Below are 22,181 nucleotides of genomic sequence, written 5' to 3' on the forward strand. Positions count from 1 at the left end.
TGCACAGAGCCCCACGCGCGGCGAAAATGCCGGATGACTTCCCGGTCAGGGAAGCATGTGACATAGTACTGGCGTGTCCAGCGAACGGGTCCTCGTCGTCGGGGCCGGCATCGTCGGCGCCGCGATCGCGCGTGTCCTCGCCCGCGCGGGCCGCGAGGTGGTCGTGCTCGACCGGGGCGCGACGGCCGGCGGCACCTCCTCGGGCGGCGAGGGCAACATCCTCGTCTCCGACAAGGGCCCCGGCGCCGAGCTGCGGCTGACCCAGCGCTCCCTGGTGGCGTGGGACCGCGTGCGGCAGGAGCTGCGCGACGAGCTGCCGGCCGGCTTCCCCGACCTGGAGCTCGACCACAAGGGCGGCCTGGTCGTGGCCACCACCGACGCGGGCGCCAAGGGGCTGCGCGAGTTCGCGGAGACGCAGCGCGCGGCGGGCATCGTCGCCGAGGAGGTGGACCGGGCCCGCGCGTTCGAGCTGGAGCCCGACCTGACCCGCGACTTCACGGCCGCCGTCTTCTACCCGCAGGACGCCCAGATCCAGCCCGTCGTCGCGACCGAGGCGCTGCTCGCGGCGGCCCGGCGGCACGGGGCCGAGGTGCGCCAGGGTGTCGAGGTGACCGGCGGCGTCCACACCGGCGGGCGGCTGACCGGCGTGCACACCACGGCCGGCACCCTGGGCGCCGATGCCGTCGTCGTGGCGAGCGGGCCGTGGTCGGCGGAGGTGGCGTCGCGGCTGGGAGTGGTGCTGCCGGTGCGGCCCCGGCGCGGCACGGTGCTGGTCACGTCGCGGATGCCGTATCGGATCCGGCGCAAGGTCTACGACGCCGACTACGTGGGCGCGGTCGGCTCCGGCTCGGCCGACCTGCAGACCTCCAGCGTCGTCGAGTCGACCGCGGCGGGAACGGTGCTGATCGGCTCGTCCCGGGAGCGGCGCGGGTTCGACGACCGGATCGAGGCGCGGGTGGTGGCCGAGCTGGCGGCCAAGGCGCTGCTGCTGTTCCCGTTCCTGGCCGACGCGCAGGTGATGCGGGCGTACGGGGGGTTCCGGCCCTTCGTCCCCGACCACCTGCCGATCATCGGGCCGGACCCGCGGCTGCCCGGGCTGTGGCACGCGACCGGGCACGAGGGGGCGGGCATCGGGCTGAGCCTGGCCACCGGCGACCTGATCGGCGAGCTGTTCGCCGGGGATCGGCCGGAGAACGAGTTCGGCCTGGACCGCCCGGGACTGGCGGCGGCGCTCGACGGACGGGGCGCGGAGGGGGAGCGGTGAGCATCCGGATCGAGGTCGACGGGCAGCCGGTCGAGGCCGAGGAGGGCCAGACCATCGCGGGCGTCCTGTTGAGTCAGGGGCGGGTCTCGTGGCGGCGCAGCGCGAAGACCGGCAAGGCGCGCGGCATCTTCTGCGGCATCGGCGTCTGCTTCGACTGCCTCGTGGTGGTCAACGGCCTGCGCGACGTCCGGGCCTGCCAGCGCCGCGCCGCCGACGGGGACCGCGTGGATTTCCAAGAAGCCGCCGCGGGGGACCGCGGGGAGTCCCAGGAAGCCGCCGCCGGTGACCAGTCCGGGAACCGATTCCAGGGGAGTGACGTGGATGCCTGAGGTCGTCGTGATCGGCGGCGGCCCGGCCGGGATGGCCGCCGCGCTCGCCGCCCACCGCCGGGGCGCCCGGGTCGTGCTGATCGAGGCCTCGGACGACGTCGGCGGCCAGTACTGGCGGCACCTGCCCGCCGCCCGCGCCACGGCGGACGAGCACGAACTGCACCACGGCTGGAACCGATTCCAGACGTTCCGGAACGCGTTGCGGGACATCGAGGTCGTGTGCGACGGGCACGTGTGGTCGGTGGACCGGCGCGACGGGCGGCCGCCGCGCGTCCACGTGCTCGTGGGCCCGGCCGACGGGCAGCGGCGCGAGGCGCGGACGTTCGAGCCGGACGCGCTGGTGATCGCCACCGGGGCGCACGAGCGCACGCTGCCGTTCCCCGGCTGGGACCTGCCCGGCGTCTACACCGCGGGCGCCGCCCAGGCCCTCGCCAAGGGCGAACGCGTCGCCGTCGGCCGCAACGTGCTGGTCGCCGGTTCCGGGCCGTTCCTGCTGCCCGTCGTCTCCAGCCTGATCCGCACCGGTGCCCGCGTCGCCGGGGTGCTCGAGGCCGCCGGCCCGGTCCAGCTGGCCCGGGGCTGGGGTTCGAAGCCGTGGCGGCTGGCGAAGGCCGGGGCCAAGGGCGCCGAGCTGGCCGGCTACGTCCGGGACCTCGCCCGGCACCGCGTCCCGTACCGGACCGGCCGGGCCGTCGTCGCCGCGCACGGCACCGACCGGGTCGAGTCGGTGACGATCTCCCGGCTGGACGGGAACTGGTCGCCGATCCCGGGAACCGATTCCCGCATCGCCGTCGACGCGGTCTGCGTGAGCCACGGCTTCGTGCCGCGCTCCGAGCTGGCGATCGCCGCGGGCTGCCGCGCGACGAACGGGATCGTGGACGTCGACGGGAACCAGCTGACATCGGTTCCAGGAGTGTTCAGCGCCGGCGAGCTGACCGGCATCGGCGGCGTGGACCTGGCGCTGGCCGAGGGCGAGATCGCCGGGGCCGCGGCGGCCGGATACGCGCCACCGCCCGCCGCCGCGCGCGCCCGGGACACGTTCCGGGAATTCGCGAAGCGGCTGGAAACAGCGCACGGCATCCGGCCGGGCTGGCAGTCCTGGGTGGACGACAGCACGCTGGTCTGCCGCTGCGAGGACGTCACCGCCGGGGAGCTGCGCGCGACCGCGGCGATGACCGGCACCCGCGGGCTGCGCTCGCTCAAGCTGACCACCCGCGCGGGCCTGGGCATCTGCCAGGGCCGCACCTGCGGGCGGGCCGTCGAGGAGCTCGCCGCGGGACCGGCCGGGCTGCTCGACGCCGGCCGCACCGCCCACCGACCCATCGCGACCCCCGTACGTCTCGGGGAGTTGGCCAGCCTGCGAGAGGACCCCTCATGAGCACCGGACCCGTCGACCTGCGCGGCGTCATCGTCGCCACCGCGCTGCCGTACAAGGAGAACGCGAAGGCCCCCGCCGGGCTGGAGGTCGACTACGACAAGTACGCCGAGCACTGCGACTGGCTGATCAGCAACGGCTGCCGGGGCGTGGGGCCGAACGGCTCGCTGGGCGAGTACTCGTCGCTGACCGACGCCGAGCGCCGCAAGGTCGTCCAGGTGGCCGTGGAGGCCGTCGCCGGGCGGGGCGTGGTCGTGGCGGGCGTACACGGGCCGGGCTGGCACCAGGCCAAGCACTGGGCCGAGCTGGCCGCCGAGGACGGCGCCGACGGTGTGCTGGCGCTGCCGCCGACCATGTACCGGGCCAGCCACGCCCAGGTCGTCGAGCACTACACGAAGATCGACGAGGTCGGGCTGCCGATCATGATCTACAACAACCCGATCGACACCAAGGTGGACCTCGTACCGTCGCTGGTGGCCGAGATCGCGCAGCTGCCGAACGTGAGTGCCATCAAGGAGTTCAGCGGCGACGTGCGCCGGCTCTTCGAGATCAGGGAACAGTGCGACATCGACGTGGTCGCCGGCGCCGACGACGTGCTCTTCGAGCTGATGGCCGACGGCGCGGTGGGCTGGTTCGCCGGGTTCCCCAACGTCTTCCCGGCCGAGTCGGTCGAGATCTACGACCACATGGTCGCCGGGCGGTTCCTCGAGGCCCGCGAGCTCTACCGGCAGCTCGTCGCCGTGTTCCGGTGGGACTCGCGCACCGAGTTCGTCCAGGCCATCAAGCTCAGCATGGACCTGGTCGGCCGGTACGGCGGCCCGTGCCGCCCGCCCCGCGGACCGCTCACGCCCGAGCACACCGCCCAGGTCACCGCGGACACCGAGCGGGCCGTGGCGGCGCTGAAGACGTACCGGGCCGTGGCGGTCTGACGTGCGTGCGTCGCGGTTGTTCTCCGCCGTCGACTCGCACACCGAGGGGATGCCGACCCGCGTCGTGACCGGCGGGTTCGGCGTCGTCCCCGGGGCGACCATGAACGAGCGGCGGCTGCACTTCATCGAGCACCTCGACCACCTGCGGCGGCTGCTGGTCACCGAGCCGCGCGGGCACTCGGCGATGAGCGGGGCGATCCTGCAGCCGCCGACCCGCCCCGACGCGGACTTCGGCGTGCTCTACATCGAGGTGTCCGGGCTGCTGCCCATGTGCGGGCACGGCACGATCGGCGTGGCCACCGTGCTCGTGGAGACCGGCATGGTCGAGGTCACCGAGCCGGTCACCACGATCCGGCTCGACACCCCGGCCGGCCTGGTCGTGGCGCAGGTGCAGGTCAAGGACGGGCACGCCGAGAGCGTCACGCTGGAGAACGTGCCGTCCTACTGCGACCGGCTGGACGTGACGGTCGAGGTGCCCGGCTACGGCACGGTCCCGTACAGCCTGGCCTTCGGCGGGAACTTCTATGCCATGGTCGAGCTGGACGCGCTCGGGTTGCCGTACGACCGGGCCCACAAGGAGGAGATCCTCAAGGCCGGCCTCGCCATCATGGACGCGATCAACGCCACCGCCCCGCCGAAGCATCCGGCCATCGACGGGGTGGACCACTGCCACCACGTCGAGTTCCTCGCCCCCGGCTCGACCGCGCGGCACTCGCGGCACGCCATGGCCATCCACCCCGGCTGGTTCGACCGGTCGCCGTGCGGCACCGGCACGTCGGCGCGCATGGCCGAGCTGCACGCGCGGGGCGAGCTGGCGATCGGGCAGGACTTCGTCAACGAGTCGTTCATCGGCGGCACGTTCACCGGGCGCCTGGTGGGGGAGACCACGATCGGCGGCATCCCCGCCGTGCTGCCGACCATCACCGGACGCGCCTGGATCACCGGGATCGGCCAGTACATGCTGGACCCGACGGATCCGTACCCGGCCGGTTTCGAGTTTTAGGAGCTTTTGCTGTGACTGTCCTGGAAGCCGCGGCCGCGGCCCGTGTCCCGATGCGCCACGCGACGCCGGAGGAGCGGGCCGGATGGCTCGAGGCGGCGGCGGACGCGCTGGACGCCGCCGCGGACGAGCTGATCGCGCTGGGTCACGCCGAGACGCACCTGCCGGTGCCCCGGCTGACCGGCGAGCTCAAGCGCACCACGTTCCAGGCCCGGCTCTTCGCGCAGGGGCTGCGCTCGGGTGAGCTGCTGCCGTCGCGCATCGACCCGGCGGACCCGGAGTGGGGCATGGGCCCGCGGCCCGACCTGCGCCGGACCGTGGTGCCGATCGGGCCGGTGCTCGTGTTCGCGGCGAGCAACTTCCCGTTCGCCTTCAGCGTCTTCGGCGGCGACACGGTGTCCGCGATCGCCGCCGGGTGTCCCGTTGTCCTCAAGGCGCATCCCGGCCACCCGCGGCTGTCCCGCCGCACCTTCGACGTGGTCGCCAAGGCCCTCCCCGAGGGCGCGATCGGGCTCATCGAGGGCGTGGAGGCGTCGCTCGAGGCGCTGCGGGATCCACGGATCAAGGCGGTCGGCTTCACGGGTTCGACCAAGGGCGGCCGGGCACTGTTCGACATCGCGGTCTCGCGGCCGGACCCGATCCCGTTCTACGGCGAGCTGGGCAGCGTCAACCCGGTCGTGGTGACGCCGGCGGCGTGGGCCGAGCGCGGCGCCGCCCTGGCCGAGGGCTGGGTGGGGTCGCTCACGCTGGGCGCCGGTCAGTTCTGCACCAACCCGGGCGTCGTGCTGGTCCCGGACGCCTCCGCCTTCGTGTCGGCGGTGGACCTCCCGCGACCCGGCCGCATGCTCACGCCGGGCATCGAGGAGGGCTTCACCGATGCCGTACGCTGGGTGGAGTCGCATCGTGGCGTCACCGTCGCGGCCACCGGACCGGCCAACGAGCAGGGTGTCCACGCCAGCGTGCTCACCGCGTCCGCCGCCGAGGTGCTGGCGGACCCGGAGGTGCTCGACATCGAGATGTTCGGCCCGGCCGGGCTGGTCGTCGGCTACTCCTCGGAGCAGGAGCTGACCGCGCTGCTGGAAGCGATGCCGGGGCAGCTCACCGCCACGATCCAGGGGCAGAGCTCGGGTGACGACCCGGTCGCCGTGGCGGTGGCCGACGTGCTCACCGACACGGCCGGGCGCATCGTGTGGAACGACTGGCCGACCGGTGTCACCGTGTCGGGGGCGCAGCAGCACGGCGGGCCGTGGCCGGCGACGACCGCGCCCACCTCGACGTCGGTGGGGCTGGCCGCCATCTCCCGGTGGCAGCGCCCGGTCGCGTTCCAGGGCGCCCCGGCGACGGTGCTCCCGGCGGAGCTGCGCGACCGCTGAGTGCCATACTTTGGTGTCCGGGGCGCGGGGACGCTGTGTGACATTGCACTAGAGGCGAGGAGGTCGCCGGTGAGCTCATCGGTCATCGGCCCGGTCGAGGTCGGCGTCAGCCTGCGGGGCACCGTCGAGGACGCGGTCGCCGCCGCGATCGTCTCCGGCGAGCTCGCCCCGGGCACGCTGGTCACCGCACCGACCCTTGCCGCGCGCTTCGGCGTCTCCGCGACCCCGGTCCGCGAGGCGATGCTCAACCTGCAGAAGCGCGGGTTCGTCGATGTGGTGCGCAACAAGGGTTTCCGGGTCACCGACGTCAGCGAGCAGGACCTGTGGGAGATCGTCCGGCTGCGCCAGCAGCTGGAGAGCCCGCCGATGCGCGAGATCGCCCGCGCCCTGCAACCCGTCGCGGCGGCCGAGCTGCGGGCGAAGGCGCAGGTCATCGTGGACGCCGCCGCGGCCGCCGACCTGGCCGCCTATCTCGCCGCCGACATGGACTTCCACCTGCGGCTGCTCGAGCTGCACGGCAACCGCCGCCTGGTCGCGCTGGTGAAGGACCTGCGGCAGCAGACCCGGATGGTCGGGCTGGCGGACATGATCGGCTCGGCCGAGCTGGCCCGGTCGGCGGCCGAGCACCACAGCCTCGTCGACCTGCTCGAGGCGCGGGACGGCCGGGGGGCGGAGACGCTCATGAACGCGCACATCGGGCACGTGCTCGGCTGGTGGAACGGGCGCGCCGAGGACTGACACCGCTCGCGTCCGGGCCGGTCACCGTACGGTGGCCGGCCTTTCGTCTTGGTAAACAACTTCGTGCGAACTCTTCACGTGCGAGGTGTGACATATTACTGTCTCCCCATGGTGATCCGGGTCGCATCCGGTACCCCGCGCACTTCCTGATCGAGTTATTCGCGGAAGGCAGGACCCCCCTTGAAGAGAACCGCACCTCCCGTGGCCCTGGCCGGCCTTGTCGTCACCACCCTCGCCCTGCAGGCCTGCTCGGGCGGCTCGTCGTCCGGCCCGTCCGGCGCCGCAAGCAACGGCACGGCCGTCAGGGGCGGCACCGTGCACGTGCTGCAGGCCGACGACTTCTCCTACCTCGACCCGGCCCGCGGCTGGGACGGCGGCGTGAACGCCTTCTACCGCCTCGTCTACCGCCAGCTGGTCACCAAGGCGCCGAACGACGCCCAGGACCCCAACGCGATGGTCCCCGACCTGGCGCAGAGCCTCGGGAAGGTGTCCGAGGACGGCCTGACGTGGACCTACACGCTCAAGGACGGCATCAAGTTCGACACCGGCGCCCCGATCACCGCCAAGGACGTCAAGTTCGGCATCAGCCGCAGCTGGGACCCCGAGATCGGCATCGGCTCGCCCTACCTCAAGCAGCTCGTCGACGCGCCGGAGGGCTATGAGGGCCCGTACCGCTCGGGCGACCTGAAGACCATCGAGACGCCCGACGACAAGACGATCGTGTTCCACCTCAAGGCGCCGTTCCCCGAGTTCGACGCGGCGCTGTCGATGCCCAGCGGCACGCCGTTCCCGGCGGGAACCGGTTCCGGTGACTCGTTCATCAACGACATCGTGTCCTCCGGCCCGTACGACCTGGAGAAGTTCACCCCGGGCAGCACCATCCAGCTCAAGCGCAACGAGCAGTGGGACGCCTCCACGGACACCGTCCGGAAATCGCTTCCGGACAAGTGGCAGTTCGACATCGGCATCGACGGCGCGACCATCGACGAGCGGCTCATGGCGGGCCAGGGCGCCGACGTCAACGCGATCGCCGGCAGCGTGCAGACGGCCACCATCGCCCGGCTGCAGGCGCCGCAGTTCACCGGCCGCGTCGTCAAGGCGCCGTCGACCTGCCAGACCTACATGGGTCTCAACTCGACGAAGAAGCCGCTCGACAACGTGCAGGTGCGCCAGGCGGTCAGCTACGCCGTGGACAAGAGCGCGGTGCTCAACGCGACCGGCGGCAACCAGTTCGCCACGGTGTCGACCACGATCCTGCCGGCGACGGTCTCCGGGCACACCGACTTCGACCTCTACCCGAGCGCGAACCACGCCGGCGACCCGGCGAAGGCCAAGGAGCTGCTCACCCAGGCCGGGCTCGCCGGCGGCTTCACGATGACCCTCGACGTACGCTCCAACGCCGTCGCCCAGCGGCAGGCCGAGGCCATCCAGCAGTCGCTGGCCAAGGCCGGCATCACGGTCAAGCTCAACGTGATCGACGTGTCCACCTACTACGAGACCATCGGCACCCCGTCGCAGCAGCACGACGCCGCCATCACCGGCTGGTGCCCCGACTGGGCGTCGAGCGCCTCGACCTTCCTGCCGCCGCTGTTCGACGGCCGGACGATCACCCCCAAGGGCAACCAGAACCTCGCCCAGATCAACGACGACGCCGTGAACAAGGCGATCGACGCGGCGAAGAACCAGACCGACCTGACCGCGGCCAACACCGCCTGGGGCGCGCTGGACAAGCAGATCCTCGAGCTGGCGCCGATCGTCCCGCTCAACGTGGAGAACCGCATCTACCTGCCGGGCACCAACGTGGCCGGAGTGGTCGCGCCGACCGGTGACGTCGACTACGGCATCGTGGGTCTCAAGGACGCGTCGAAGGGCTGAGGCTGACGTGTCGATCCAATCCCCGGAACTCGAGGCCGCCGCCCCCGCGGTGGTCACCGAGGATCCCCGGCGCAGCGTCTGGCACGCGCTCCGGCGCGACTGGGCGGCCGTGGCCTGCCTCGCGTACATCGGGCTCGTGGTCCTGATGGCGGTGTTCGCGCCTCTGATCGTGAAGCTGAGCGGCTGGGATCCGTACCAGTTCGACCAGAGCGCGATCAACCCCGACCTGGGCGGCGTGCCGCTCGGGTCGTGGGGCGGCATCTCCGCCGACCACTGGCTCGGCGTCGAGCCGGGCAGCGGGCGCGACATCTTCGCCCGCATCGTGTACGGCGCCCGGTCGTCGATGCTGATCGCGCTGGGCGCCACCGCGCTGACCACCGTGCTCGGCGTGGTGTTCGGGCTGGTGGCCGGCTACTTCGGCGGCCGCACGGACATGGTGGTCTCGCGGGTCATGGAGTTCCTCATGGCCTTCCCCGCACTGATCTTCATGATCGCGGTGCTCTCCGCGCTGCCGGCCGACGACCGGCAGTACCTGCTGGTGCTGGTGATCTCGGTCTTCGGCTGGCCCTATCTGGCCCGGATCGTGCGGGCCCAGACCATGTCGCTCAAGGAGCGCGAGTTCGTCGAGGCCGCCCGCGCGTCGGGCGCCTCGCGGACCCGGCTCGTCTTCACCGAGATCCTGCCCAACCTGCGGTCGACCATCCTGGTGATGGTCACCCTGGCCGTGCCCGGCTACATCGGTACGGAGGCCGGCCTGTCGTTCCTCGGCGTCGGTCTCGTGCCGCCGACGCCGTCGTGGGGCCAGATGATCGCGAGCTCGGTGAGCTGGTACTCCGTCGTGCCCACGTTCTTCCTCGTGCCGGGCGCGTTCCTGGCCCTGCTCGTGCTGGCGTTCATGGTCCTCGGTGACCGTGTCCGCGCGGCCGTGGACCCGGGAGGCAGGGCATGACCGACTGCACCGAGCGGCACCCAGCCGCACCCGGAAACGGCCTCGCAGGCGAGGGCCAGGAGGGCATGCCGAAGGAGGGCACAGCGTGACTCGCTATGTCGTGCACCGGGTGGCGGGCATGCTGCTCGTGCTCTTCCTGGTGTGCCTGTTCACGTACATCATCTTCTTCGTGCTGTCGCCCGATCCGGCGGTGCAGATCTGCGGCAAGAACTGCACGCCGGACCGCATCGACCAGATCCGCGCGAACCTCGGGCTGGATCAGCCGTTCCTGACGCAGTTCCTGCAATTCCTGCAGGGCCTCTTCGTGGGGCGCGACTACGGCAGCGGCGCCTCGGTCGTGCACTGCCCGGCGCCGTGCCTCGGCTACTCGTTCCAGACGTCGCAGATCGTCACCGACATGATCATGCAGCGGCTGCCCGTGACGGCGGTCGTGGCGATCGGCGCGGCCGTGCTCTGGCTGCTCGCCGGCGTCATCGGCGGCCTGATCAGCGCGGTGCGCGAGGGCAAGTTCGCCGACCGGTTCATCGCCGGGCTGACCCTGGGCGGCATGTCGATCCCGAACTACGTGCTGGCGCTCGCTCTCCAGTACGTCTTCGTGGTCAAGCTGCAATGGCTGCCGTTCCCGCAAGCGGTCCCCTTCGCCGATGATCCGGCGCAGTGGTTCCTCAACTTCATCCTGCCGTGGACCGTGCTGGCGATCGGCTACGCGTCGTCGTACACCCGGCTCACGCGGGCCAACGTGCTGGACACGCTCGGGGAGAACTTCGTGCGTACGGCGAAGGCCAAGGGGTTGCGCCCGGACCTGGTGTGGCGGCGGCACGCGCTGCGCCCGGCCCTGACGCCGATCGTCACGATCGCCGGCATGGACTTCGCCGGGCTGCTCGGCGGCGCGCTGATCACCGAGACGGTGTTCGGCATCAACGGGGTCGGCAAGCTCGCCGCCGACTCCATCACCAAGAACGACCAGCCGGTCATCATGGCGGTCACGCTGCTCGCCGCGTTCTTCGTGGTGGTCGGCAACATGGCCGTCGACCTGCTCTACTCCGCGATCGACCCGCGGGTCCGGGTGGGGATGGGGACATGAGCCTTCTTTCCGTACGCGACCTGACCGTCCGCTTCGGGTCCTCCGCGCCGCCCGTGGTCGACGGCATCGGTTTCAGCGTTCCCGCCGGCGGCGCTCTCGGCATCGTGGGGGAGTCGGGGTCGGGCAAGTCGATGACCAGTCTCGCGATCATGGGGCTGCTGCCGCCCGGCGCTTCTCGTACTGGAACCGTTTTCTTCGATGGTCAGGAGCTCACCGCCCTGAGCGAGCGGAAGATGCGGGAAGTCCGCGGGAACCGGATCGCGATGGTGTTCCAGGACCCGCTCTCGTCGCTGAACCCGTACTACACGGTCGGCACCCAGATCGCCGAGGCCTACCGCTCGCACCGCTCCGGAGTCGGCCGCCGCGCGGCCCGGCAGGTGGCGATCGAGGCCATGGAACGTGTGCACATCAAGGAAGCCGGCCGCCGCGTCGACGACTACCCGCACCAGTTCTCCGGCGGCATGCGCCAGCGGGTGATGATCGCGATGGCGCTCAGCACCGAGCCGGAGCTGATCATCGCCGACGAGCCGACCACGGCGCTCGACGTCACCGTGCAGGCGCAGATCCTCGACCTGCTGGCCGAGGTGCGCCGGGACACCGGGGCCGCGCTGATCCTCATCACCCACGACCTCGCCGTGGTCAGCGAGGTGGCCGACAACGTCGTGGTGATGCGGCACGGGAACGTGGTGGAAACCGGTTCCACCGAGCAGATCTTCTCCGACCCGCGGGAGGCGTACACGCAGGCTCTGCTGGACGCGGTGCCGCGAATCGACGACGAGATCGCCTCACTACGCAGCCTCGGGGGTGACCTGTGACGCTTCTGGAAGCACGGAACCTCGTCAAGGAGTTCGCCGTCGCCGGGACGGCCGGGTTGTTCAAGCCGGCCGCGAAGTTCACCGCCGTGGACGACGTGTCGTTCGAGCTGCACGCCGGGCAGACGCTCGCCCTGGTCGGCGAGTCCGGCTCGGGCAAGTCGACCACCGCCCGCCTGGCCGCCCGGCTGCTCGACGTCACCTCGGGCACGGTCCTGCTCGACGGGCAGGACGTCACCCGGGCCGAGGGCGACGACCTGCTGCGGGTGCGCCGGACGATCCAGGTGGTGTTCCAGGACCCGTTCTCGTCGCTCAACCCGCGGCACACCGTGGAGCAGATCGTCACCGCCCCGCTGCGCTACCAGAAGCGGCCGATCCCCGGCGGGACCCGGGCCGTCGCGCAGGCGTTGCTGTCCCGCGTCGGGCTGAACCCGGATCACGTCGGCCGGTATCCCGCGCAGTTCTCCGGCGGGCAGGCGCAGCGGATCGGCATCGCCCGGGCGCTCGCCGTCGGCCCGCGCGTGCTGGTCTGCGACGAGGCGGTCTCGGCGCTCGACGTGTCGGTGCAGGCGCAGATCATCAACCTGCTGCGGGACCTGCAGCGCGAGGAGGGCTTCGGCTGCCTGTTCATCGCGCACGATTTGGCTGTGGTGCGGCAGATCGCCACCTCGGTCGCCGTCATGACCGCCGGCCGGGTGGTCGAGACGGGCGAGCGGGACGCCGTGTTCGGGGCCCCGCAGCACGAGTACACCCGGAAGCTGCTGGCCGCGGTCCCGCGGATCCGGCCCGAATGGGAAGCCGCGCGGCGGCGGAATGCGGTGGCCCGATGACAGTTGAGTATCCGATTCCCGGGGCGTGGATCCGGGAGTTCACCGTTCCGGTCCCGCTGGACTGGTCGGACCCGTCCGGCGCCTCGATCGAGGTCTTCGTGCGCGAGCTCGTGGATCCCGACCGGCGCCGGGAGGATCTGCCGCTGCTGACCTATCTGCAGGGCGGGCCGGGCGGGGCGAATCCTCGGCCCACGGGTGTGGATGGCTGGCTGGCCGAGGCACTGCCGCACTATCGCGTGGTGCTGGTCGACCAGCGGGGGACCGGGCGCAGCACCCCGGTCGACGGGACCGTCGTCGCGGGTTTCCCCTCCGGGGCGGCCGCCGCCGACTACCTGCTCAAGTTCCGGGCCGACTCGATCGTGCGCGATCTCGAGGAGGTGCGGCGGACGGCGTACCGGGGAAAGAAGTGGGCCACCCTGGCGCAGAGCTTCGGCGGCTGGCTGACCCTCACCTACCTGTCGATCGCCCCGGAGGCGCTGGCCGCCTGCTATGTGTGCGGCGGGATCCCGGGGCTGCCGCCGAGCCCGGACGAGGTCTATCGGCGCACGTTCACCCGGGCGGCGGAGAAGACAGCCGACTTCTACCGGCGCTATCCGCAGGACGTGGAAACGGTTTCAGCGATTGCCGATCGGCTGGCGGACGGGGATGTCTTGCTGCCGGACGGGTCGCCGTTGTCCGTGCGGCGATTCCAGTCGCTCGGCGGCGATCTGGGTTTCGGGCCCGGGCATCTGCGCCTGCATTGGCTGGTGTCGGAGGCGTTCGCGCCGGGCGGCCGGCTGACTGACGACTTCCTGGAATCGGTTCTGGTGCGTTCCTCGACGGCGGGCAACCCGCTCTTCTGGACGTTGCAGGAGACCATCTACGGCGACGGGGCGAACGGGCCGTTCCGCTGGGCGGCGCAACGCGAGCGGGATCGGCGGCCGGAGTTCTCACCCTCCCGCCGGCCTTTGCTCTTCACGACGGAGATGGCGTTCCCGTGGATGTTCCAGGAGATCACCACGCTGCGGCCCTTCGCCGCCGCGATGGAGGAGCTGGCCGCGGTGGAGAAGTGGACGCCCCTCTACGACCCGGAGCGGCTGGCCGCCAACGAGGTGCCGCTGGCCGCGGCGGTGTACTTCGACGACGTGTTCGTCGACTCCGGCCTGCAACGTGACACGCTGGCGAAGGTCGGCGCCACGCAGGCGTGGGTGACCAACGAGTTCGAGCACGACGGCATCGGCAGTGGGCGCGTTTTCACCCGGCTGCGCGAGATGGTCCGCGACCGAGGAGGAGAGCAGCGATGAGCGACACCATCCGACAGGCCGGGGCCATTCCTTCGGCCGGGGCCGTTTCGCCGGCCGGGGTCGTTTCGCCGGCCGGCGTCACCCGGCCGGCCTGGGCCGGGACCAAGCCGCCGCGGTTGGCCGACGACAGCCCTGGCTTCCGGGCGCTGATCGGGCAGGGCTGGGCCGACCAGCACGTTCCGGCGCCGGTGGACTCCGCCGCGGCCCGGGCCGCCGCCGACCACCGCGCCCGGCTCAGCGCCGCGCTGCCCGGGCGGACGATCGTGCTGACCGCCGGGGTCGCCAAGAACCGCAACGGCGACGCCGACCACGCGTTCCGGGCCGACAGCGACTTCGTGTGGGCGACGTCGTGCCAGGCCGAGGGGGCGGTGCTGGTGATGCGCCCGCACGCCGGTGGCCACGATGCCGTGCTGTATCTGCCGCCGCCGGCGCGCCCGGGGGAACGGGACTTCTACGCCAGCGCTGCCTACGGGGAGCTGTGGGTCGGGCCGTCCGCCGGGCTGGACGCGTGGGCCGAGGCGCTGGACCTGCCGGTGCGGCCGCTGGACTCACTGGTCATGCCGTCGGAGGTCGCGGACGCCGGCGAGGTGCTGTCGGACCTGCGCATGATCAAGGACGAGTGGGAGATCGGGCAGCTGCGGGCGGCTGTCGACGCCACGGTCGGCGGGTTCGAGGCGGTCGCGGGCGAGGTGGCTTACGCCGTCTCGCGGGGTCTGGGGGAGCGCTGGCTGCAGGGCACCTTCGACCGGCACGCGCGCACGTTCGGCAATGGTCCCGGCTACAGCACCATCGTCGGATCCGGGCCGCACGCGCCGATCCTGCACTGGGTGCGCTGCGACGGGCCGGTGCTGCCCGGCGAGGCGCTGCTGCTGGACATGGGCGTCGAGGCGCGGTCGCTCTACACGGCGGACGTGACCCGGACGATCCCGGTGGGAACCGGTTTCAGCGCGGCCCAGCGGCAGGTGCACGACCTGGTCGAGGCGGCGCACCGGGCGGGGATGGCCCAGGTGCGGCCGGGCGGGCAGTACTCGGACTTCCACTTCGCGTCGATGGAGGTGCTGGCGCGGGGGCTGGCCGACTGGGGGCTGCTGCCGGTGTCGGTGGACGAGGCGCTCGCTCCCGAGGGCCAGCAGCACCGCCGGTACATCGTCTGCGGAGTCGGACACCATCTCGGCCTGGACGTGCACGACTGCGGAAAGTCGGAGTACGACAAGTACCACGGTGCCGCGCTGGAGGCGGGCATGGTGCTGACCGTGGAGCCTGGGTTGTACTTCCACGCGCACGACGAGACCGTGCCACCGGAGTTGCGAGGAATCGGCGTCCGGCTGGAGGACGACCTGCTCGTGACACCGGCCGGCAACGAGGTGCTGTCCGGGGCGCTCCCGATCGACGCGGAAGGAATCGAGCAGTGGGCTTCCCGTTTCGCGAAGTGACCCTTCTCGACGGGGTGCAGGCTCGGGCGCAGGAGCAGATGCTGCATCTGGCCCGGGTCTATCCCGTGGATCGGCTGCTGGCGGTTTTCCGGGCCAACGCCGGCCTCGACACCCGGGGCGCCGAACCGCCGGGGAACTGGGAGGACTTCGGTCATCCCGCGGAGGAGCCGTGGGGCGAGGCGGACTACCCGGGGGCGGGGGTCGCTCCGACGGCGTCACTGCTGCGCGGGCACTATGCCGGGCATTTCCTGTCCATGCTGGCGCGGGTGCCGGCGTTGCGGGACAAGACGGGCGAGCTCGTGGCGGGGCTCGCGGAAGTGCAGGCGGCGCTGGCGGCCACGGGACGGTTCACGCATCCGGGATTTCTGGCGGCGTACGGGGAATGGCAGTTCTCGCGGCTTGAGGAGCTGGCGCCGTACGGGGAGATCTGGGCTCCTTGGTACACCTGCCACAAGATCATGGCGGGGCTGATCGACGCCCATGTCCACGCCGGGAACGCGCAGGCGCTCGAGGTCGTCACGCGCCTCGGGCACTGGGCCGCGCAACGGATTCTGCGCGTGGATCCGGCGCAGCGGCAGCGGATGTGGTCGCTCTACATCGCCGGCGAGTACGGCGGGATGAACGAGAGCATGGTCGCCCTGCACCGGCTCACGGGTGAGCAAGTGTTCCTGGACGCCGCGGCCGCCTTCGAGATGGATACGTTCCTCGATGACGCGGTCGCCGGCCGGGACGTTCTGGATGGCATGCACGCCAATCAGCACCTGCCCATGCTGGCCGGCCACATCGCCCAGTACGAGGCGACGGGCGAGCGCCGTTACCTGGATGCGGTTCTGAACCTGTGGGATCAGATCGTGCCCGGCCGCACATTCGCGCACGGCGGCACGGGCGAGGGTGAGCTGTGGGGCCCGGCTGGCGCGGTGGCCCGATTCGTGGGCCGGCGCAACGCGGAGAGCTGTGCCACGTACAACCTCATAAAGATCGCTCGGGGGCTCTTCGCGCACACCCGGGACAGCCGCTATTTCGACTATGTCGAGCGGGCGTCGCTCAACCACATCGTCGGATCGCGGGCCGACGTCATCTCGGACACGAGTCCCGAAGTCCTCTACATGTATCCCGTCGACCCCGGCGCGGTCCGCGAGTACGACAACGTGGGCACATGTTGTGGCGGCACCGGCCTGGAAAGCCACGTCAAGCACCAGGACTCGATCTACTTCCGGGACGGCACCGAGCTGTACGTCCTCCAGTACGTGCCGTCCGTTCTCGACGGCGTGCTCACGGTGCACACCCGGTACCCGCGCGACGGGCACGTGTCTCTGACTCTGCACACCCCGGACATCACGGCGCTGCATCTGCGCATCCCGCCCTGGGCCTCCGTACCCGGGGCTGTGAACGGCTTTCTGACGATTCTGGAACCTTCTGGAACCGTTTCCCTCGACCTGCCGATGCCGTTGTGGCTCGTGCCCACGCCGGACGACCCGGCGCTGGTGTCCGTGGAGTGGGGCCCGACCGTGCTGCTGGCCCGCGACGACGCGACGACCACGCTGCCGATTGCCCCGGCCGCCTTCCGGCTGCTCGACGGCAGCATCGGCGACTTCACGGCCGCCGACGACCTGGTGTCCGCGCTGGGCCGCACGTTCGAGCCGGCCTGGTCCGGCGGCGACCACCGCTATCACATGTACCTGCGGCTCGACGACGAGCGGATCGCCTTCCGCGGCGCCGACCCCGGCGTCCCCAACCGCCGCGACCAGGACGGCTGGTCCTTCCTGACGGCGCTGTGGGGCTCGGGCGGCTATCTCTCGGTGAGCGACTTCCTCACCGCAGTTCATCGGTACGCCCTCCGCGCCGCCGACGCGGGCCTGCTCACCCGCTCCGAGGTACAGGCGGTCCTGGTCGCCGCCGCATCAAGCACCCTGGACGCGCCGCCGCCGTCGCCGTCGCCGTCGCCGTCGCAGCCGCCGCAGCCGTCGTCGGTGTTGCCGTCTTCGTCATCGGCTTCCTCGCCGTCGTCGGTGCCATTGTTGTCGGGCGCATTGCCGCGTTCCGGTGCCTTGACTGCGCCCGCCGGGCTCGAATGGGCGCGGGTTGCTGTCGATATCCCGGCCGCCACGGTCTGGCGGTCCTCCACCGCAGAGGTAGTGGTCTGGGACCTGCCGCCGGAGATCGGGGCAGCGGACGCGGTCCCGGTGCTCCGGATCGATGTGGCCGGGGCGCCCGCCGCGTCGGGCTGGTACACGACGATGCCGTCCGCCGCGGTCACCGTGGTGTCGCCCGGCCCCGGCATCGCGTCGGTGTCGTCGCTGGACGAGGTGGTATCCGAGGGGCGTCACGTGCTGCGGGCCCGGGCGACCGACGCCTTGGGCCGCACCGTTCACGCCACGCGCGAGGTGGCCGTGGACACCGCCCCGCCCGTGGTGACCGCGCGCCTCCGCGACCTGGGTACCAATGTCGAGGTGACGCTCGACGCGGTCGACGAGGTGTCCGGTGTGGACCGGATCCAGTGGCGCACGGCGGAAACGTTCTGGGGCGTGTTCCAGGAGCCGTTCACGCGGGTGTTACGCGACGAGCCGCAGACGCTGGAGTTCACCGCGACCGACAGGGCGGGCAACACCACGCCGGTGCAGACGGTCATTCTCCCCGCCTTGTCCCGCGACTGAAGGCCCCCTCCGCCGGTTCCGCATCGGCGGAGGAGGCTCTCTTACGCTGTGCGGAAAAGGCTCCCGCGGCGACCGGGGAACGCGCGTGCTTCAGCTGGAAGCGGTTCCCGCACCGGCCAGAGGAGTTCATGCGTCAACTGGAAGCGGCTTCTGCACCGGGAGAGAGCGGCCTCTGCACCGGACGGGCAAGGCTCCCGCGACGGCGGAAGGTCTTCGCGCCGGAGCGCCGGGCCTTCCTCAGGCATGGGCGGAGGGTCTTCGCGCCGGAGCGTCGGGCTTTGCTCAGGCATGGGCGGCGGGGAGCAGGGTGGGAATGCCGTCGTAAGCGGCGAGGTCGTGGGCCGGCACGATCTGCAGGGTGCCGTCGAGGGCGATCATGCGTTGCAGGCCTTGGTGCACGCGGGTGGGATCCACGTCGGCCAGCTTGCGCATCAGCCACGGGCGTTCGGCGCCGCGGCGGATGCCGTCGAGCTGCCAGGTCAGGTCGCCGATGAAGGCATAGCGCCGGCCGGACGTCGCGGTCACGAAGACGATGACTGAGCCGGTCGTGTGGCCACCGGCCAGGGCGATGACCACGGAACCGTCGCCGTGCACGTCGTGACTCGCGGGGAAGCTGAGGTGGGCGCCGTTGTCGAACGCGTACTCGTGCAGCTCGTGGCCCCGGGAAACGTGGCGGAACACGTCACCGTCCGGCTCGCTGGTCGCGTACCGGAGCTCGTCCTGGTTGATCCAGACGGGTGTGCCGCCGAGGCCGTCCAGGCCGCTGACGTGGTCCCAGTGGGTGTGCGTCAGCACGACGCCGAGCAGCCGGCTCCGGTCGTAGCCCGCCGCGTCGAGCTGGTCGGCGGCCGTGCGGCCCAGTTCGTGGGGTGCGCGCCGATATCGGGGCAGCAGCGCGAGGTGCTGAGCAAGACTGGAACCGAATCCAGCGTCGATCAGCAGGTCTCCGTCCGGGTGCCGGACGAGGACCGCGGAGGCGGCGAACTGCCGCTTGTCCCGCCACGAGCCGCCCTGGACGGCCAGGGCGGCCCGGGTTTCGTACGTGCCGGTGGGCAGGTGGTGGACGGTGATCCCGGCGGGCGCTGGCATGGGGCTCCTCGGTCGGACGGCGGGAAACCGACTGTGCGGCACCCGGGCGGCCGGCGTCCAAGTCCTCTTTCCTGGAACCGATACCAGGCGGGTATCGTCGCTGGTGATGGAGCTTCGACTGCTGCGCTATTTCGTGGCCGTCGCCGAGGAACGGCACTTCGGGCGGGCGGCGGCGCGGCTCACCATGACGCAACCGCCGCTGAGCCGCGCCATCAAGCAGCTGGAGACGGACCTGGGCGTCGTCCTGCTGCACCGCTCGGCGGCCGGTGTCGAGCTCACCGCCGCCGGAGAAGCCCTCTATGCCGAGGCGACAGCCCTTCTCGCCCAGGCCGACCAGGCCCGCGCCCGGGTGACGGCGGCGGGAACGGCGACGCTGACGATCGGCACGCTGGGCGGCGGCGACAAGGCGGCCGGCCGGCTGGCGGCGACTTTCCGGCGCGCTCACCCGGCGGTCGCCGTGCGCTTTCGTGAAGCCGATTTCACCGATCCCACGGCGGGGCTGCGGGCCGGGCTGGCCGACGTGGCGATCACCCGCCGTCCGTTCGACGAGACCGATTTCCACGTACGCGAGTTGCGCGCGGATCCGGTCGGGGTCGTGTTGCGTACGGATGATGCGCTCGCAGGCCGGGCCGCGCTGAGCGTGACCGAGCTCGCCGGCCGTCCCTGGTTCCAGCTGCCGGAGGGCACGGATCCGCTGTGGCGCGCCTACTGGAACGGGGGAGAGCTCGCCGGCGACCGCCCCGCGGGTCTCGTCGTCCGCACGGTCGCCGAGTGCATGCAAGCTGTCCTCTGGAACGGAACGGTGGGCATCGCGCCGCTGCAGACACATGTTCCGACCGATGAGCTCGTGTGCGTCCCGCTGACCGACATGCCGCCGAGCCGGCTCGTCGTGGCCTGGCGCCGGGACCGGGAGAGTCTGTTGGTCCGCTCGTTCGCCCAGATCGCGGTCGACATGTACCGCTCGTGAATCATGGGTCGCGTCAGACGGCTTTCCATCGCAGGCGGCCGTCGACGACTTCGGCCACATAGCTGTCTGCAAACGGTTTCTTCGGTCGTCTGCCAGGCGACTGAAGAACCGTCGTCGTACCAGCCTTCGTCGTCCCGTGCGGGGTCGCACAGCGCCAGGCAGGCCGCCACCAGGCTCAGCGCCAGGAACACGCCGAGAATCAGGAGCACCACCCGCTTCCCGCTCATCGGCCGGCGCGGATGGCGGCCCACCTTGACCGCAGCGATCGGCGTCTCCGCGGTCGTGGAGTCGTCCGACGCCCCCGGTCCGGCCGGTGCTCGACCGGTCTTCTGCCGTCCGCCGGACGCGTGCAACATCGGGTGCAGCCGCTCGCGGGCAACGGCCTCGAAGCCGTTCGCCGCGTCGGTGTCCGACGGGATCCGTCCCGCCGGCGCCACCGGAAGCACGTCGAGCAGATCTCGCAGCGCAGCCTCCTCGGTGGGTGGATCGACAGCACCGGTGGCCTCGACGGGCGGATCGGCGGGTGCGGACACGGCGGCGTCGATCGTGAGGAGGGCGGCCGGGACGGAATGGCCTTCCAGCACGCCGAGGGCCAGCGTCGTGCTGTTCAATGCTTCCGGCCCGGCGCCGGCCAGCAGCACCACGGGCGCGTTCAAGGTGCCGGCCAGGTCGGCGAGGGTCCAGTCCGGGCCGGCCGCCGGCACGAGCAGGCCCGGCGCTCCGGTCACCAGGACGAGTCCGTGCGTGCGGGTCAGGGCACTCACGAGGCGGGCCACGTCGTCGAGCCCGAGCGGATCGGCCTCGCCCGCGGTCAGCTCGACCGTCGTTGCCACGTGCGCGGCCAGCTGCCCGGCGGCGCCGGGGGCCGGCGGGGCCAGGGTCACTACGGCGACGCGTACCCAGGAAGCCGCTGCCAGCGTCAGCGCCGCGTTCTCCCAGCGCACGCCCGCGGTCGTCGGCGCCAGGAGCCACGGACCGCCCGCCGGCCACTCGTGGCCCAGCGGCGTCCTCGCGGCCGTCCCCACCTGCGACCCACCCCCGCACCACGCCCGGACGACGCGCACGGCGGCGGTATCCGAGGCCCCCGTGCCTGGTCAACGCCCTCAGCCTAGCCGCGCACCGGCCTCGGGTACGGGCTTCCACGAGCCTCCGGCCCCGCCGTGTGCCCGCTTCTGGAACCGGCTGGAATCGGTTCCAGCGGGTTTCAGTCCAGGGGTGCGGTCGACTCCCGGGTGATCAGGCGGCAGCCGATCGTCTCGATGCCGGAGCCCAGCGTGCCGTCGATCGCGGCGAACAAGCGCTGAGCGGCGAGACGGCCCAGCGCCTCCAGGTTCATGTCGACAGTGGACAACGGCGGGCGGGCGTTCGCGGCGAGGATGTTCCAGTTGTCGAAACCGATCACGGCGACCTGGCGGGGAATGGCCAGCTTCTCCTGGTGCAGCACGTCGAGGACGCCGCGGGCGATCTCGTCGGAGCCGGCGAACACGGCGTCGATGTCCGGGTCGCGCTCGAGCAGCATGCGGGTGGCGCCCCGGCCCCAGGCCTCGGACCAGGAGCCGAACCAGACCTGGCCGCCCGCGAGCTCGAGCCCCTCCTCGGCCAGGCGGTCGAGCGCCCCGCGCGCCCGGTCGTGCGCGGCCCCGTACGTCGGATCGCCCGTGATGTGAGCAATGCGCCGGCGGCCGTGCCGGATCAAATGGTCGACGGCGAGCCGTCCGCCGCCGACATTGTCGGTGACCAATGAGAGATCGGCCGGATCCTCGGAGGGAGAATACGCATAGATCACGGGTACGGGCAGATCGCGGCCCAGCGACGGCCGCGCGTCCGGCCGGGCGCCCACCACGATCAAGCCGTCGACGCGGCGGGACAGCAGCGCGTTGAGGTGGTGGCGTTCGCGCACATTGTCGCCTCGCGCGTCGCACAGGAAAACCGACGTGCGGCCGGTGCCGAAGGCGTCCTCGGCTCCCATCAGGATCGGGATGGAGAAGCGGCCCTCGAGGTCGGAGGTGAGCAGGCCGACGGTGCCGGTGCGCTGGGTGATCAGCGCCTGGGCGAGCGTGTTGGGGGAGAAGGACAGCTGCTCGGCGGCCCGCAGCACCTTGGCCCGGGTCTCGGCGCGGACCTGCGGCTGGTTGTTGAGAGCCTTCGACGCGGTCGCGATCGACACGCCGGCGAGCCTCGCCACGTCGCGCAGGGT

At 71.7% G+C, this 22,181-nt stretch carries 18 protein-coding genes and 1 pseudogene; 16 read left to right on the forward strand and 3 right to left on the reverse strand.

From position 1 onward, the window contains the following. The first annotated feature begins 73 nt into the window (after positions 1-73). From RAN62_RS24760 to RAN62_RS24830, 15 genes are all read left to right on the forward strand, one after another. A complete protein-coding gene (locus tag RAN62_RS24760; protein WP_305787141.1) occupies positions 74-1,264 on the forward strand; it encodes an NAD(P)/FAD-dependent oxidoreductase in 1,191 nt (396 codons plus the stop codon). Continuing rightward, positions 1,261-1,593 carry a (2Fe-2S)-binding protein gene (locus RAN62_RS24765; protein ID WP_305787142.1) on the forward strand — a complete coding sequence of 111 codons (333 nt, stop codon included), beginning with the start codon at positions 1,261-1,263 and terminating at the stop codon, positions 1,591-1,593. Before RAN62_RS24760 ends, RAN62_RS24765 begins: the two co-directional genes overlap by 4 nt. Next, positions 1,586-2,971, forward strand: coding sequence for an FAD/NAD(P)-dependent oxidoreductase (locus RAN62_RS24770; RefSeq protein WP_305787143.1), 1,386 nt, complete (start codon positions 1,586-1,588; stop codon positions 2,969-2,971). The genes RAN62_RS24765 and RAN62_RS24770 overlap by 8 nt, the downstream gene beginning before the upstream one ends. Continuing rightward, complete coding sequence (locus RAN62_RS24775; protein ID WP_305787144.1) at positions 2,968-3,897, forward strand: dihydrodipicolinate synthase family protein; 930 nt, start codon at positions 2,968-2,970, stop codon at positions 3,895-3,897. Before RAN62_RS24770 ends, RAN62_RS24775 begins: the two co-directional genes overlap by 4 nt. Before the next feature lies 1 nt (position 3,898). After that, positions 3,899-4,900, forward strand: coding sequence for a proline racemase family protein (locus tag RAN62_RS24780; protein WP_305787145.1), 1,002 nt, complete (start codon positions 3,899-3,901; stop codon positions 4,898-4,900). An 11-nt stretch (positions 4,901-4,911) separates the two neighbouring features. Beyond that, the gene (locus RAN62_RS24785) at positions 4,912-6,270 is read left to right on the forward strand and encodes an aldehyde dehydrogenase (NADP(+)) (RefSeq protein ID WP_305787146.1); all 1,359 of its coding nucleotides are present in this window, start codon (positions 4,912-4,914) and stop codon (positions 6,268-6,270) included. 69 nt (positions 6,271-6,339) lie between these two features. Further along, positions 6,340-7,008 (forward strand): GntR family transcriptional regulator, encoded by a 669-nt coding sequence (locus tag RAN62_RS24790; protein ID WP_305787147.1) that lies wholly within the window; start codon positions 6,340-6,342, stop codon positions 7,006-7,008. Positions 7,009-7,188: 180 nt separating this feature from the next. Beyond that, on the forward strand, positions 7,189-8,883 hold the full coding sequence (locus RAN62_RS24795) for an ABC transporter substrate-binding protein (protein ID WP_305787148.1): 1,695 nt from the start codon (positions 7,189-7,191) through the stop codon (positions 8,881-8,883). A 7-nt stretch (positions 8,884-8,890) separates the two neighbouring features. Beyond that, a complete protein-coding gene (locus tag RAN62_RS24800) occupies positions 8,891-9,832 on the forward strand; it encodes an ABC transporter permease (protein ID WP_305787149.1) in 942 nt (313 codons plus the stop codon). Positions 9,833-9,917: 85 nt separating this feature from the next. Continuing rightward, complete coding sequence (locus RAN62_RS24805) at positions 9,918-10,916, forward strand: ABC transporter permease (protein ID WP_305787150.1); 999 nt, start codon at positions 9,918-9,920, stop codon at positions 10,914-10,916. Then, entirely contained in the window at positions 10,913-11,731 is an 819-nt protein-coding gene (locus tag RAN62_RS24810; protein WP_305787151.1) for an ABC transporter ATP-binding protein, read from the forward strand. Before RAN62_RS24805 ends, RAN62_RS24810 begins: the two co-directional genes overlap by 4 nt. Beyond that, the gene (locus tag RAN62_RS24815) at positions 11,728-12,558 is read left to right on the forward strand and encodes an ATP-binding cassette domain-containing protein (protein WP_305787152.1); all 831 of its coding nucleotides are present in this window, start codon (positions 11,728-11,730) and stop codon (positions 12,556-12,558) included. Before RAN62_RS24810 ends, RAN62_RS24815 begins: the two co-directional genes overlap by 4 nt. Continuing rightward, entirely contained in the window at positions 12,555-13,841 is a 1,287-nt protein-coding gene (locus RAN62_RS24820) for an alpha/beta fold hydrolase (protein WP_305787153.1), read from the forward strand. The genes RAN62_RS24815 and RAN62_RS24820 overlap by 4 nt, the downstream gene beginning before the upstream one ends. Further along, entirely contained in the window at positions 13,838-15,274 is a 1,437-nt protein-coding gene (locus RAN62_RS24825; protein WP_305787154.1) for an aminopeptidase P family protein, read from the forward strand. Before RAN62_RS24820 ends, RAN62_RS24825 begins: the two co-directional genes overlap by 4 nt. Then, positions 15,271-17,928, forward strand: a complete 2,658-nt coding sequence (locus RAN62_RS24830; protein ID WP_305787155.1) for a beta-L-arabinofuranosidase domain-containing protein — start codon at positions 15,271-15,273, stop codon at positions 17,926-17,928. The genes RAN62_RS24825 and RAN62_RS24830 overlap by 4 nt, the downstream gene beginning before the upstream one ends. Before the next feature lie 282 nt (positions 17,929-18,210). Here the strand turns inward: RAN62_RS24830 and RAN62_RS24835 are convergent, their stop codons facing one another. After that, positions 18,211-19,017: an MBL fold metallo-hydrolase gene (locus RAN62_RS24835; RefSeq protein WP_305787156.1), complete on the reverse strand. Its 807-nt coding sequence runs from the start codon at positions 19,015-19,017 to the stop codon at positions 18,211-18,213. Between the two features lie 106 nt (positions 19,018-19,123). Here RAN62_RS24835 and RAN62_RS24840 point away from each other — a divergent pair, with 106 nt between their 5' ends. After that, a complete protein-coding gene (locus RAN62_RS24840) occupies positions 19,124-19,984 on the forward strand; it encodes a LysR family transcriptional regulator (protein ID WP_305787157.1) in 861 nt (286 codons plus the stop codon). A gap of 569 nt (positions 19,985-20,553) precedes the next feature. Here RAN62_RS24840 and RAN62_RS41245 read toward each other — a convergent pair. Both RAN62_RS41245 and RAN62_RS24845 read right to left on the reverse strand, forming a co-directional pair. After that, positions 20,554-21,048 (reverse strand): annotated as a pseudogene (locus RAN62_RS41245) (AAA family ATPase); the annotation flags it as partial. A gap of 140 nt (positions 21,049-21,188) precedes the next feature. Next, on the reverse strand, positions 21,189-22,169 hold the full coding sequence (locus RAN62_RS24845) for a LacI family DNA-binding transcriptional regulator (RefSeq protein ID WP_305787158.1): 981 nt from the start codon (positions 22,167-22,169) through the stop codon (positions 21,189-21,191). Between the last annotated feature and the right edge of the window lie 12 nt (positions 22,170-22,181).

This window comes from Symbioplanes lichenis (assembly GCF_030709675.1).
GTDB lineage: Bacteria > Actinomycetota > Actinomycetes > Mycobacteriales > Micromonosporaceae > Actinoplanes > Actinoplanes lichenis.

What these genes read in the sequence shown, in the direction of transcription:
- RAN62_RS24770 (WP_305787143.1), top strand. Translation starts at nt 1,586, where the DNA reads ATGCCTGAGGTCGTCGTGATCGGCGGCGGCCCGGCCGGGATGGCCGCC.
- RAN62_RS24775 (WP_305787144.1), top strand. Translation starts at nt 2,968, where the DNA reads ATGAGCACCGGACCCGTCGACCTGCGCGGCGTCATCGTCGCCACCGCG.
- RAN62_RS24810 (WP_305787151.1), top strand. Translation starts at nt 10,913, where the DNA reads ATGAGCCTTCTTTCCGTACGCGACCTGACCGTCCGCTTCGGGTCCTCC.
- RAN62_RS24820 (WP_305787153.1), top strand. Translation starts at nt 12,555, where the DNA reads ATGACAGTTGAGTATCCGATTCCCGGGGCGTGGATCCGGGAGTTCACC.
- RAN62_RS24825 (WP_305787154.1), top strand. Translation starts at nt 13,838, where the DNA reads ATGAGCGACACCATCCGACAGGCCGGGGCCATTCCTTCGGCCGGGGCC.
- RAN62_RS24835 (WP_305787156.1), bottom strand. Translation starts at nt 19,017, where the DNA reads ATGCCAGCGCCCGCCGGGATCACCGTCCACCACCTGCCCACCGGCACG.
- RAN62_RS24840 (WP_305787157.1), top strand. Translation starts at nt 19,124, where the DNA reads ATGGAGCTTCGACTGCTGCGCTATTTCGTGGCCGTCGCCGAGGAACGG.